Raw genomic sequence first — 12,596 nt, 5'->3', positions numbered from 1 at the left:
CTTTTGCGGGCGTGGGGGAATGGAAGATGGCTGGTTGGGGTCATGATTCAGGGCATTGGGAGAAGGAGGAAACCCCTTTTAAAAAAGCGGTTTCCTCCTTCTCCCAAACCCTCATCCTCCTTCCGCCAAACTTCTTGTCTCTCGCTTCGCTCGGGGGCGGGGTACTGGCAAATGGCTGCCGGGGGACCACCGCCCAATTTCGGGTCCAGCGCATCTGTTGCCAAACGGCCAGGGCGAGGTTTTGCCGGGTATAAACGCGCCACACTCGTCAATTCGCCGAAGCGCTCCACCCCCGCGAACCACCGCACCCCAACCCGCGAATACACATGCAAAGTTGCTTTGCCGCAGGGTTCAGGGGGCGCGCAGCCCCCTGGTCGCCCGCCAGGGCGAAATCTTCACTTCTTCCCCTACTTCCCCTTCTTCCCGCCATTCACCGTATTTACACGACCGCTTGCCTGATGGGTCGTTGCCGCTGTTCGCCGGGGCGTGGTAGAGGTGGGCCATGTTGCTCGGCATTGATGTGGGCGGGACCCACACCGACGCGGTGGCTGTCGGGTTCGACGGTGTTTTGGCCACGGCCAAGGCGGTCACCGATCACGAGAATCTGTTGTCTTCCGTATTCGCCGTGCTGGAGAAGCTGGGCGAGCGGGTGGATTTGCGCGAGGCCGAGCGGCTGAACCTGTCCACCACCCTGACCACCAACGCCATCGTGGAGGGGACCATCGAGGACGTGGGGGTGCTGGTCTGCGGCGGTCCGGGCATCGACCCGGGAAATTACCGCATGTGCCGCGACTACCATGTGCTGTCCGGGGCCACGGACCACCGGGGCACCTCGCTCAAGGACCTGGACCCGGGCGAGCTGCGCCAAGCGGCCGAGTCCTGCCGGGAGAACGGCGTGCTGACCTACGCCTGCGTGTCCAAGTTCTCGCCGCGCAACCCGAAGTTCGAGCGCCGCATGGCCGAGGCGGTGGAGGGCCAGGCGGACATGGTGACCATGGGGCACGAGATGGGCGGACGGCTGAATTTTCCCCGCCGCATTGCCACGGCCTATTTCAACGCGGCTTCCTGGCGGCGGTTCAACGAGTTCGCCTTCGCCGTGACGCGCGGCCTGGAGGACAAGGGCGTGCGCTGCATGGTCAACATCCTCAAGGCGGACGGCGGCACCATGCCCCTGGCCACGGCGCGCAAGCGGCCGGTGGAGTCCATTTTGAGCGGCCCGGCGGCCAGCGTCATGGGGCTGGTGTCCATGTGCGACATCGCCCTGGACTCCATCATCCTCGACATCGGCGGCACCACCACGGACATCGCGGTTTTCGCCCAGGGCGCGCCGCTCATGGAGAACGACGGTATCGACATCGGCTCCTACCCCACCCTGGTGCGGGCGCTCATGACCCGCTCCATTGGCGTGGGCGGCGACTCGGCCATTTCCGTGCTGGGCGAGGAGGTGCGCGTGGGGCCAAGGCGCGTGGGGCCGTGCATGTGCGCCGGGGGCCGGCAGCCCGCGCTCATGGACGCCTTCAACTATCTTGCCCGCAAGACCGGGGACGACACGCACGGCGACGTGGAGGCTTCGGTGCGCGGCATCGAGGAGTTCGCCTCGGAACGCTCCATCCCCGCCGAAACCCTGGCCCAAAAGGCCGTGGACGCGGCGGTGGCGCGCATCGAACAGGCCGCGCGGGAGATGGTGGCCGAGATCAACGACCGGCCTGTGTACACCATCCACGAGCTCATCGACGGCGCGCGCATCGTGCCCAAGAAGGTGTACGTGGTGGGCGGCCCGGCCAAGGCCTTCCGCATGCCGCTGTTCCGGGCATTCGAGCTGTCCGTTGAGGTGCCCAGGCACTTCGCCGTGGCCAACGCCGTGGGCTCCGCCCTCACCCGCACCACGGACGAGGTGGAGGTTTTCGCCGACACCGAGAAGCTGCGCATGTACGTGCCATCCCTGGGCGTGAGCAAGGCGGTGGAGCCGCGCTACGGCCTGGAGGACGCCAAGCGCGACGCCCGCCGCGCCCTGCTGAAGCACCTGCGCGAGCAGGGCATTCCCGTGCGCGAGGAGAATTTGCAGATCACCCACGCCTCGTCCTTCGCCATGGTGGACGGCATGCGGCGGGTGGGCGACACCATCCGCGTGGCCGCCCAGATCAAGCCGGGCATTCTGCACCGCTACAAGAACCTGCGGGGGAAACTGTGCTGAAAACGCCGCGCAGCCTGGGGGTCATCCTCTTTCCGGCCTTCGACTGGGCCATCTCCCCCACTCACCCGGAACGGCAGGAGCGCCTGCTCTACACCCAGGACCAGCTGCACGAGGAAGGACTCTTCGACGTTGAGGGAGTGGCCGAGTACAAGCCCCACGTGGCCACGCGCGAGGACGTGGAGCGCACCCATTTCTGCTTCCCGGAGGTGGAGGACGTCTGCACGCGCTCACATCTGGCGGCCGCTGGCGGCACCATGCGCGCCGCCGACCTGGTCCTCTCCGGCGAGCGCGACCGCGCCTTCGCCCTGGTGCGGCCCCCAGGCCACCACGCCATGAAATCCGTGCACGGCACGCGCGGCTTCTGCACCATCAACACCGAGGCCGTGATGATCGAGCACCTGCGCGAACACCACGGCGTGAAGCGCATCGCGGTGGTGGACACCGACTGCCACCACGGCGACGGCACCCAGGACATCTACTGGCACGACCCGGACGTGCTCTTCATCTCCATGCACCAGGACGGCCGCACCCTCTATCCCGGCTCCGGCTTCCCGCACGAGTGCGGCGGCCCCAAAGCGCGAGGCCGGACGGTCAACATCCCCTTGCCGCCCTACACATCGGACGAGGGCTTCCTGCACGTGCTGGAGCACATCGTCATGCCCATCCTGGAGGACTTCCAGCCGGAAATCGTCATTAATTCCGCCGGACAGGACAACCACTTCTCCGACCCCATCACCACCATGAACTTCTCCGCCCAGGGCTACGCCCGCCTCAACTCCATACTCAACCCGCACATCGCGGTGCTGGAAGGCGGCTACTCCATCCAGGGCGCCCTGCCCTACGTCAACCTGGGCATCTGCCTGGCCATGGCGGGCATGGACTACGACGGCGTGCGCGAACCCGACTACCCCGAAGGCGGCCTCACGCAGGACCCGCAAATCACCGAATACCTCAAGCAGCTTTCCGACCAGCTGCCGCAGGTCTACTTCAACCCGCCCGAGGACGAGACCCACACCCGCGTTGGCGACTACTGGGCACGGGTCAAGGAAGTATTCTACGACACCGACGGCATCCGCGAACAACAACGCGAGATGATCTACGACTGCGGCAACTGCCGGGGCCTGCTCCGCCTGGAAACCAAATCCAACCGCATCCAGCAGTCCCTGGGCTTGGAAATCCCCCTGCACGCCTGCGACGCCTGCCGCGACGAAGGCTACCGCGTCTTCGAGGACGCCCAGCTCAAAGGCGGCTACCGCTACATCCAGTTCGTCAACCGACGAGACAACGAACTGGAACGAGTGGGTTTTTGAAAGGAGGGGGGCGGGGCAAGGCGAAGAAGTAGCAGGAAGAACAAGGCGTAAATCGGAAAACGGGCCGGTGCGAGGCGATGCCTCGCACCGGCCCTTTCCGTTTGTGGGGTGCGAGGGGAAGAGGTGTTGGGGAATGGGAGGTGGTTGGTTGGCGAGGGATTTCAGCACAATGAAGCGTTCATTGCATCTGGAGCCAAACGGCCGGGGCGAGGTTGTACCGAGTAAGCGAGCGCATCAGTCGCAGATTCGCGGGCTACTCCTTCTCTTTCCCTGACAAGCACCAACACGCGTCGCACCTGCAAACTTAGAACTTATCCGTAAATAATTCCTGTCTTTCTCAGAGCGATGATGGCGGCCGCCAGATGGGTTAATGCCAAATGAGTTGAATGCAGCTTTTCAAACCTGACCAGAAGCTTCCTGAAGCGATTAAGCCAAGACAGGCTCACTTCTACAACCCACCTTCGTGGCTTGAATTCAGGGTTGCGTTCCTTCTCTGCGATCTCTTCACCACGCGGCCGAACATGGGGGAGATACCCTGCGTTCTCAATTACTTGCCGTGCGTTGTCGCCGGTGTAGCCTGCATCGGCACAGAGATTATCTGCCACCTCTGGCTCGAAAGGCCCGCCCACGACTTTGCCTTTCAACACATTCTCCAACCGGGATACATCATGTCGATTTGCGCCTGTTCCGACGATCGACAACGGGACGCCACGCTCGTCCACAAGAATGTGGCGTTTGGAACCTTTTTTTTCCCCGGTCTGTCGGATTCCTGCCACCCGCCTCACAGGCCAAAGGTGCTTTAAGCGCACCCCCGTCAACGGCTTGCCATTCCCAAGCAATCCCCATCATTTCATCATATTCAGCGAGACCTGCTTGCCAAAGCGACAGAAAAAAGCCTTGCTTTTCCCACTTTCTGAAATAGGCATGGATAGAGCTTGGGCTCCCAAACACTTCTTTGGGTAAGGCCTTCCATTGAATCCCAGTGCGCAAAACATATACGATGGCCTCAAAGACTCTCCGAGGCGGGAGAGGCTTTCTACCGCCCCCTGGTTTTCGCTTGTATTTCCTCGTGGTATCATGTTGAGATACAGGAATGTGCGGCTCGACAATAGCCCAGAATTCATCAGAAACTTCCCAAGATTGAACTCGCTTTCCCATGCGTCCTCCTCTTTTGAGGAGAATGCTCGAACTGTTCAGTTTAGTCTAGTTATTTACGGATAAGTTCTTAAGTTTGCCGCGGACGACCAGAGCCGCGCAGGCCCTGGTCGCCCGCAGGACAAAATCTTCCTTCTTGGATTAAAGCCGCGAGAAAACCTAACGTCATGTCAATGCCTTGAACATCCTTCATCGAGGTCGCTTGGCGTCTGCTGGCCGACATCGCGTCGTTTGTCCTGCCCATGACCATCATGCAGATGGACTTCCCCCTGAGCACCCTCGTTGGCCTGGCCGCGCTCGTCGCGGCATTCATGTACGTATTCAGATGGTGGTACGCCGCCCTCATCGGCTTCATCGAGATAGGGACGAAAGGGGAGAACGCGCCGCCTCCCACGGCTGAACCGGCGGCGGAGTAGCGCACGGTTTCGCCAAAGCCGCGTTCACTGGTTGCGGCGTGCGGCTCACAGGCTATTGTGTGGTTCCCATTACCTTTTTTAGCGAGGAGGACCTTATGAGGATTCTGGCTGTAACCCTGACGATGGCCGTGCTGGCCCTGGCCTGCGGAACAGCCGCCGCTGCCGACCTGACAGGCGAGTGGACGGCAGTGGACAGCTGGGGAGCCGGAACGGGGCATGGAAACCATGGCGTCTTCAAGGGCGACACCTGGCGAGCCGAGGACGAGTGGACTCTGAGAATCTCCGAGCAGAGCGAGGACGGCCGGGCCTTCCACGGGGAGTTCTGCAGCACCAAGAAATGCGAGGACCTGGTGGGCGCGGTGCGCTCAGACGGGACCATCCTCATGGTGGACGAGGACGGCTACCTGGAGGGACGCCTTCTCGGGAAGAGCATGGAGCTGTGTTACATGGAGGCGGACGCCGGGTTCCGCGTGGTCCATTGCCGGATCATGGAACGCCAGTAGCCCTTCTCCATACCCAAGCGAAAAGCGGGGCCGGGCGGAGACGTCCGGCCTTTTTTTTCGCCCCCCTAGTCCGTTTCCGCGATGAGGGTCCAGCCCTGTACGGATTTCTCGCGCAGCGGGGCGACGGCCTTGTAGTCCATGCTGGCGAAACAGGCGTCCAGCTTATCGCGCGTGGGGAATTCGATGGCCACGGAACGCACCGGCTCGACGTCGCCGGAGAGGCGCGTGACCCTGTCGCTGCTGAACACGTAGCGGCCGCCGTGGTTCTCTATGATCTCGCGGGCCTTGGCCTGGTACTCGGCGTAGGTGTCCTGGTCCGTGATCTCCAGGGTGTGGATCAAAAGATAGGCTGGCATGGGGCCTCCATTCTTGGTTCCGGTTCCGGCGGGAACCCGTTCTACTTGTTTCCGCCCCGGCCCAGGCAGCGCGTCAGGTCGCCCAGGTCGGCCCCGGCGGGATCCTGGAAAAGGCGCAGATGGAAGTGGGGCAGAGCCGCCAGGAGATGATCGAAAATGTCCGCCTGGATGCGCTCGTATTCGGCCCAGACTGTGGTGTTGGTGAATACGTAGACTTCCAGGGGGATGCCCTTGGAGGTTGGCTGGAGCTGGCGCACCAGGAAGGTCAGGTCGCTGCGGATGTCCGGCTTGTCGTGCAGGAAGGCGTCCACGTAGGCGCGGAAGCAGCCCAGGTTGGTCATGCGGCGGCCGTTGACGGGATGGGACAGGTCCACCCCGCGCCAAGCGTTCCATTCCACGATCTCCCGACGCCGCTTCTGGATATAGGGCTTGAGCAGGGCGATGCCCTCGAGCTTGGCGATCTCCTCCACGGTCAGAAAACGCACCGAGGACTGGTCGATGAGCAGGGAGCGCATGATGCGGCGACCGCCCGTCTCCTGCATGCCGCGCCAATTCTGCACCGCTCCCTCCAGCACCTTGTGGGTGGGCAGGGAGGCCAGGGTCTTGTCGAAGTTGCGGACCTTGATGATGTTGAGGGCGATTTCCTCCACTTCGCCGTTGATACCGTACTCCTCCATTGTCACCCAGTCGCCCACGCGCATGATGTCGTTGGAGGCGATCTGCATGCCGGCCACGAAGGAGAGGATGGTGTCCTTGAAGACCAGCATGAGCACGGCGGTAAGCGCGCCAATGCCCGAGAGCAGGCCCCAGGGCGAGCGGTCCAGGAGCAGGGCCAGGGCGGAGAGGCCGCCCATGATGTAGATGAAGATCTTGAAGAGCTGGACGTACCCCTTGATGGGACGGCGGCGGGAGACCGGGTACTTCTGGTAGATGGCCAGGGCCGCGTCCAGGAAGCGGTCGATGAGCACCACCGTGACGAAGGTGGTGTAGACCGAGATGATGATCCGCGACCACTCCCCCTTGTACTGGGGGAGCAGCACGTCGGTGAAGGCGTCGAATACGGCCACCGGGGCGAACAGGGCCAGGGCGGAGAAGAAGCCCTTGTCCGCCAGGACGTCGTCCCAGTCTGTGCGGGTGCGGCGCACCACCCCGTGAATGACCCTGGCGATGAGGCGCTTGACCAGGGGGTAGGAGACGGCCATGGCCGCCAGCATGATGAGCGTGCGCACCCCGGCCCGCCAGATCATGAGGTCCTTCAGCGGCTCCAGCCAGGCCAGGAATTCGGCCCACGCCTGTTCCATTGCTCAGCCCCAGTAGATGTCGGCCAGGGCCCCGGCGAAGACGGCCAGGGCGATGACGCCGTTGACGGTGAAGAAGGCCAGGTTGACCCGGCTCATGTCGCGTTCCGAGATGAGCAGGTGCTCCAGGGCCAGGAACAGGGCCACCACGGCCATGACCCCGGCGAAGAGCCAGCCCGCCCCGGCGGTCCAGCCCGCCAGGAGGAAGAACAGCCCGGTCTGCACGTGGCAGAAGGTGGACAGGGCCAGGGCGGTGCCCAGGCCGAAACGGGCGGGCAGGGAATTGAGGCCCCGCTCGCGGTCGAAGCCGATGTCCTGGGCGGCGTAGAGGATGTCGAACCCGGCCACCCAGAAGGTGACGCCCAGGGCCAGGACGACCGGGGCCGGGGCGAAGGCGGGCTGCACGGCCAGCCAGCCGCCCAGCGGGGCCAGGCCCAGAGTGGCGCCGAGCACGAAGTGGCAGAGCCAGGTGAAACGCTTGGTCAGGGAGTACCCTCCAGCGATGACCAGGGCGATGGGCGAGAGCGTGAACACCAGTGGGTTGATGGACCAGCAGGCGGCCACGAACACGGCGGCGCAGGTGACGGTCAGCACCCACGCGCCGTGGAGGGACATCTCGCCTGTGACCAGGGGGCGGTCGCGGGTGCGGGGGTTGTCACGGTCGAAGGGCAGGTCAGCGATGCGGTTGAAGGCCATGGCGAAGGAGCGCACGGCCACCATGGCCAGCGTGACCAGCAGGAAAGCGCGCCAGCCGGGCCACCCATCGGCGGACCAGAACAGGCCGGTGTAGGCGAAGGGAAGGGCGAAGACCGAGTGCTCGATCTTGACCATGCGGGCGAATGTGCGGACGGGGCCGAGCATATGGGCTCTTTCGGTGTGTTGTCGCGTCTAAAAGCGGTTGATGAGAAAGACTCCGCCCACCAGCATGAATACCCCGAGGATGCGCAGCCCGGAGGCCTCGCGCAGGGGGAAGCCGATGAGGCCGTAGTGGTCCAGGATGAGGGAGGCGACCATCTGCCCGGAGACGAGCAGGGCCATCATGGTGGCCGCGCCCAGCTTGGGGGCGGCGTAGACCGTGACCGTGACCAGGAACGCGCCCAGGAAGCCGCCCAGCCAGCACCAGGCCGGGGCGCGGCCGATGGCGGTGCCGAGCGCGAAGGGCAGCCTTCCTGCCAGGACCACTCCGGCCAGGGCGGCGGTGCCGATGAAGAAAGAGACCAGGGCGGCCGACTCCGGGCTGCCCAGGTAGGTGCGCAGGGTGGAGTTGAGGCCCGCCTGCACCGTGGCCGCCACTCCGGCCAGCACGGCGCAGAGCATGAGGGCGGCGGTCTCTATCACTGGACGGACTCCACCTTGACCACGCCCAGCCGCTTTTTGCCCTTGCCCAGGAGGAAGGCCTCCCCGGCCAGCAGGTCGGCGGAGGTGGGAGCGTAGTCGCTGTCCTGGCATTTGGCGGTGTTCACGCGCACAGCGCCCTGGGCGATGCCCTTCCGCGCTTGGCCCTTGGAGGGGTAGAACTCCAGGTCCACCAGCATCTGCGGCAGGTCGGGCAACTCGGCCAGCGAGGGATAGGTAACGGTGGGGGCGGAATCGCGCACAGCGCCGTACAGCGCCTCAACGTCCTTCTCCCCTTCCCCGCCGAAACGGGCGGCGTGCGCGCGTTCGATTTCGGCCAGCACCTCGGGGCCGTGGACCAGCCGGGTCATTTCCGCGGCCAGCCGCTTCTGCCCCTCGCGCGCCTCGGGTTTTTCGGCGGTGAGCCGGGCCAGCTGGTCGATATCTTCCTTGGGCAGGAAGGTGAAGAGCTTGAGGAAGCGCACCACGTCGCGGTCGTCCACCAGCATCCAGTAGTTGTGGAACTCTGCCGGCGGGGTCATTTCGGGGTCGAGGTAGACCGCGCCCTTCTCGGACTTGCCGAACTTTTTGCCCTCGGCCGTGGTGATGAGGGGGAAGGTCAGGGCGAAGGCCTCGCGGTGCATCTTGCGGCGGATGAACTCGGTGCCCGCGGTGATGTTGCCCCACTGGTCGGAGCCGCCGATCTGCAGCAGGCAGTCATGCTCCTTGGCCAAGTGGTAGAAGTCGTAGGCCTGCAGGAGCATGTAGGAGAACTCGGTGTAGGAGATGCCCACTTCCTCGCGGCCCAAGCGGGATTTGACCGAGTCCTTGGCCATCATCCAGTTGACGGTGAAGTGCTTGCCCACGTCGCGCAGCCACTCGATGGCGGAGAGGTTCCTGGCCCAGTCGTAGTTGTTGACCATCCAGACCTCGCCGCCGAAAACGCGCTCCACCTGGATCTTGATGTTGGCCAGCCTGGCCTCGATCTCCTCCGGGCTTTGCAGGGAGCGCTCGGCCTCCTTGCCGGAGGGGTCGCCGATGAGACCGGTGGCCCCGCCCGCGAGGTAGATGGGCCGGTGCCCGGCCTCGCGGAAGCGCAGCAGGGAGATGAGGGGCACCATGTTGCCGATGTGCAGGCTCTTGGCGGTGGGGTCGAAGCCGCAATAGACCGGGCGGCCGGGCGTGGCGAGATACTCCCGCACCTTGTCCTCGTCCGAAACCTGGTTGACCAGCCCCCGCCACAACAGATCATCGTACAGATTCACGCCGAACTCCTGAAATGAACTTTCCCCGCGAAAGCGGGACGAACAGACTACCCGCGAGAGCCGCCCCGGGCAAGCGGCCCACAACGACAAAGCCCGCCCTCTCCAGGACGGGCGGCATTCACAGAAAGGGACCACCCAGCCAGAGCCGCCCCGCCTCTCATCCAAGACCCCGGGCCCGTCTCTCTCCCAAGGGCGCGCAAGCCCCCATCTTCCAAGGACGCTCAAGCCTCCCCATCTTCCAAGGACGCTCAAGCCTCCCCATCTTCCAAGGGCGCTCAAGCCCCCTCTTCAGGGCGCTCAAGCCCTTCTTCCCAGGGCCGCGCAAGGCCCCCAGCAATGTTTGCGCCCCGCGCAAACGAGCCATCTTCCGCGATGTTCGCGCCGCAGGCGCGGACGAGCCCGCGCGCGCAAGCGCGGCAACAACCCAACCAGTGGGCCGTCGAGGTCGTTCCCTGGCGAGGCGCGAGGGGTGCGCGAGGGCGGGACAGTACACCAGTACGGCCCGCCCTCGCGCATCCCCGAGCAACGAAGCCAGGGGGCGACCTCGACGGCCCCACCTACCTCGCGTATTCCACGGCGCGTTTTTCGCGGATTACGGTGACCTTGATTTGGCCTGGATAGGTCAGGTTTTCCTCGATCTGGTGCGCGATGTCGCGGGAGAGGATGTAGGCCTTCTCGTCCGGGATGCGCTCGGAATCCACCATGACGCGGATCTCGCGGCCGGCCTGAATGGCGTAGGCCTTGGAGACGCCGTCGAAGTCCGTGGCGATGCCCTCAAGCTCCTCAAGACGCTTGACGTAGTTCTGCAGCAACTCCTTGCGGGCGCCGGGACGGGCGCCGGAGAGGGCGTCCGCGGCCTGCACCAACACGGCCATGATGGTGTCCGGAGTGGCGTCCTCGTGGTGGGCGGCGATGGCGTTGACGATGTCCTCGGGCTCGCCGTGCTTCTTGGCCAGGTCCGCTCCGATGAGGGCGTGGGGGCCTTCAACCTCGTGGTCCACGGCCTTGCCGATGTCGTGCAGCAGCCCGGCGCGCTTGGCCCGCTTCTCGTCCAGGTTCAGCTCCGCAGCCATGATGCCGCACAGGAAGGCGACTTCCAGGGAGTGCTGCAGCACGTTCTGGGAGAAGGACGTGCGGTACTGAAGCTGGCCGAGAAGGCGGATGATATCGGAATCGATGCCGTGCACGCCCACGTCGAAGGTGGCCTGCTCACCGATCTCGCGGAGCTTGACGTCCATCTCCTGCTCCACCTTGGCCACGATGTCCTCGATGCGGGCGGGGTGGATGCGGCCGTCGGTGATGAGGCGTTCCAGGGCCTGCTTGGCGATCTCGCGCCGCAGGGGGGAATAGGCGGAAAGAATGACTGTTTCGGGGGTGTCGTCGATGATGAGGTCCACGCCGGTGGCCGCTTCCAGGGCGCGGATATTGCGTCCCTCGCGGCCGATGATGCGGCCCTTCATGTCCTCGCTGGGCAGGGAGACCGCGGTGACGGTCTGCTCGGCCACAAAATCGCCGGCGTAACGGGAGATGGCCAGGGCCAGGATTTCCTTGGCCTTTTTGTCGGCGACCTCCTTGGCCTCGGTCTCGATGGCCCGGATCATTTTGGCGGATTCGTGGCGGGTGCGGGACTCGATGTCCTCGAGAAGCCGCTTGCGCGCCTCCTCGGCGGTGAGGCCGGAGATTTCCTCCAGCTTGCGATGCTCCTCTTCCTCCTTGGCGGCCAGGGACTCCTCGCGGTCGGTGAGTTCGCGCTCCTGCTTGGTGAGACGTTTCTCCAGGTCGATGACGCTGGTCTCCTTCTGGGCGACCTTCTCGAGCTTGCTCTCCAGCCGCTCCTCCTTGTCGGCCAGCTTGGCCTCCTTGGACTTGAGGGAGGATTCGCGCTCCTTGTACTCTTTCTCCATTTCCTTTTTCTGGTTGTAGACCTCGTCCTGGGCTTGCAGGAGATATTCCTTCTTGGCGGCCTGGGCCTCCTTGCGGGCCTCGTCCAGGATGCGGTCGGCGAGGTCCTTGGCCTCTGCCAGCCGCTTGGACTGGATGACCTTGTGCAGGACATAGCCCGCGGCCGCGCCGCCGATAAGTCCGATGACCAGCAACACGACGGATGAAAAGCTCATGACGTCTCCCTATTTGTACAGGCTATGCCCCGCCTGGTTAGGGGCGCGACGAAACGCCGCGCGCTGGGGCAGGCGCTCGGGGAGGGAGGCAGGTCAGCCGGAAAGGCCGCTGGTATGCGTGCGGGCCTCGGCCCGCGACGGTGGGAGCGGGGGAGCCGCTCCTACAGGGAGGGGACGGTGGAAATGGAACCCCGGAAGTGGCCGTGTTGCCGGTATTCTGAACCTAATGTTCAGTGGGGGCGCGGCTGTCCGGCCGTCAGGCTTCCCGGTTCTCGCCGGGCTTGCGCACGGGCCGGATGGAAGCTGCACCACGTTTTTCTACTCGTTGGCTCAGCAATAGCATGCGGCAATCACGAACCATCCAGGGGAAATTTCTCTCCATTCCGTCCTACTGTATCTTCAAAAGCGAGCCCAGTTTGTTTTCGATCTCCCGCAGTTCGCTTTTGGCCTGCAGGTAGTCGTCGGCCAAACTCAAGGCCAACACCGTCAGCAGCATTTCCTTGCTGATGTTCTTGCCGTCCTGATTGAACTGACTGAATTGCTCTTCCACGAGGTTTTTGGCCGCGTGGACGCGGTCGGCGTCGGCGTCCGTTCTGAACGTGATGTCCAGGCCGAGGACGTTCAACGTGTACTGCGCCATGTCCAAC

The 12,596-nt window shown here is 64.2% G+C and carries 12 protein-coding genes and 1 other RNA gene; 4 read left to right on the top strand and 9 right to left on the bottom strand.

Annotation, left to right across the window (positions count from 1 at the left end; genetic code table 11):
* The first annotated feature begins 502 nt into the window (after positions 1-502).
* Together N911_RS0111635 and N911_RS0111630 are read left to right on the top strand one after the other, a co-directional pair.
* A complete protein-coding gene (locus N911_RS0111635; RefSeq protein ID WP_029897322.1) occupies positions 503-2,194 on the top strand; it encodes a hydantoinase/oxoprolinase family protein in 1,692 nt (563 codons plus the stop codon).
* The gene (locus tag N911_RS0111630; protein ID WP_029897320.1) at positions 2,188-3,504 is read left to right on the top strand and encodes a histone deacetylase family protein; all 1,317 of its coding nucleotides are present in this window, start codon (positions 2,188-2,190) and stop codon (positions 3,502-3,504) included. Before N911_RS0111635 ends, N911_RS0111630 begins: the two co-directional genes overlap by 7 nt.
* A gap of 311 nt (positions 3,505-3,815) precedes the next feature.
* Here N911_RS0111630 and N911_RS18075 read toward each other — a convergent pair.
* Positions 3,816-4,662 (bottom strand): IS5 family transposase gene (locus tag N911_RS18075; RefSeq protein ID WP_138774391.1). Its coding sequence is split into 2 segments (ribosomal slippage): positions 3,816-4,248 and positions 4,247-4,662, totalling 849 coding nucleotides; the frame shifts between segments, so codons are not numbered across the junction.
* Between the two features lie 239 nt (positions 4,663-4,901).
* On the opposite strand from N911_RS18075, the gene N911_RS18485 reads away from it, so the two are divergent.
* Entirely contained in the window at positions 4,902-5,075 is a 174-nt protein-coding gene (locus N911_RS18485) for a hypothetical protein (RefSeq protein ID WP_161781625.1), read from the top strand.
* Positions 5,076-5,170: 95 nt separating this feature from the next.
* Complete coding sequence (locus tag N911_RS16990) at positions 5,171-5,578, top strand: hypothetical protein (RefSeq protein WP_138774390.1); 408 nt, start codon at positions 5,171-5,173, stop codon at positions 5,576-5,578.
* Positions 5,579-5,643: 65 nt separating this feature from the next.
* Here the strand turns inward: N911_RS16990 and N911_RS0111610 are convergent, their stop codons facing one another.
* The 8 genes from N911_RS0111610 to N911_RS0111580 all read right to left on the bottom strand — a co-directional run bounded on the left by N911_RS0111610 (position 5,644) and on the right by N911_RS0111580 (position 12,589).
* Positions 5,644-5,934, bottom strand: coding sequence for a DUF1330 domain-containing protein (locus tag N911_RS0111610; RefSeq protein ID WP_051694243.1), 291 nt, complete (start codon positions 5,932-5,934; stop codon positions 5,644-5,646).
* Between the two features lie 41 nt (positions 5,935-5,975).
* Positions 5,976-7,235 (bottom strand): mechanosensitive ion channel family protein, encoded by a 1,260-nt coding sequence (locus N911_RS0111605; protein ID WP_051694241.1) that lies wholly within the window; start codon positions 7,233-7,235, stop codon positions 5,976-5,978.
* 3 nt (positions 7,236-7,238) lie between these two features.
* Complete coding sequence (locus N911_RS0111600; protein WP_029897311.1) at positions 7,239-8,093, bottom strand: UbiA-like polyprenyltransferase; 855 nt, start codon at positions 8,091-8,093, stop codon at positions 7,239-7,241.
* 27 nt (positions 8,094-8,120) lie between these two features.
* Positions 8,121-8,570, bottom strand: a complete 450-nt coding sequence (locus N911_RS0111595; RefSeq protein ID WP_237559949.1) for a DMT family transporter — start codon at positions 8,568-8,570, stop codon at positions 8,121-8,123.
* Positions 8,567-9,832: a tyrosine--tRNA ligase gene (gene tyrS, locus N911_RS0111590; protein ID WP_029897308.1), complete on the bottom strand. Its 1,266-nt coding sequence runs from the start codon at positions 9,830-9,832 to the stop codon at positions 8,567-8,569. The genes N911_RS0111595 and tyrS overlap by 4 nt, the downstream gene beginning before the upstream one ends.
* Before the next feature lie 557 nt (positions 9,833-10,389).
* Positions 10,390-11,949 carry a ribonuclease Y gene (rny, locus tag N911_RS0111585; RefSeq protein ID WP_029897306.1) on the bottom strand — a complete coding sequence of 520 codons (1,560 nt, stop codon included), beginning with the start codon at positions 11,947-11,949 and terminating at the stop codon, positions 10,390-10,392.
* 184 nt (positions 11,950-12,133) lie between these two features.
* Positions 12,134-12,320, bottom strand: a non-coding RNA gene (ssrS, locus tag N911_RS18070) — 6S RNA.
* A gap of 17 nt (positions 12,321-12,337) precedes the next feature.
* Positions 12,338-12,589 (bottom strand): cell division protein ZapA, encoded by a 252-nt coding sequence (locus N911_RS0111580; protein WP_029897304.1) that lies wholly within the window; start codon positions 12,587-12,589, stop codon positions 12,338-12,340.
* Between the last annotated feature and the right edge of the window lie 7 nt (positions 12,590-12,596).

The sequence above is a fragment of the Desulfohalovibrio reitneri genome, assembly GCF_000711295.1.
GTDB lineage: Bacteria > Desulfobacterota > Desulfovibrionia > Desulfovibrionales > Desulfovibrionaceae > Desulfohalovibrio > Desulfohalovibrio reitneri.
Note: the sequence above shows the minus strand (reverse complement) of the source record. Positions and strands in the feature narration are given on the sequence as shown.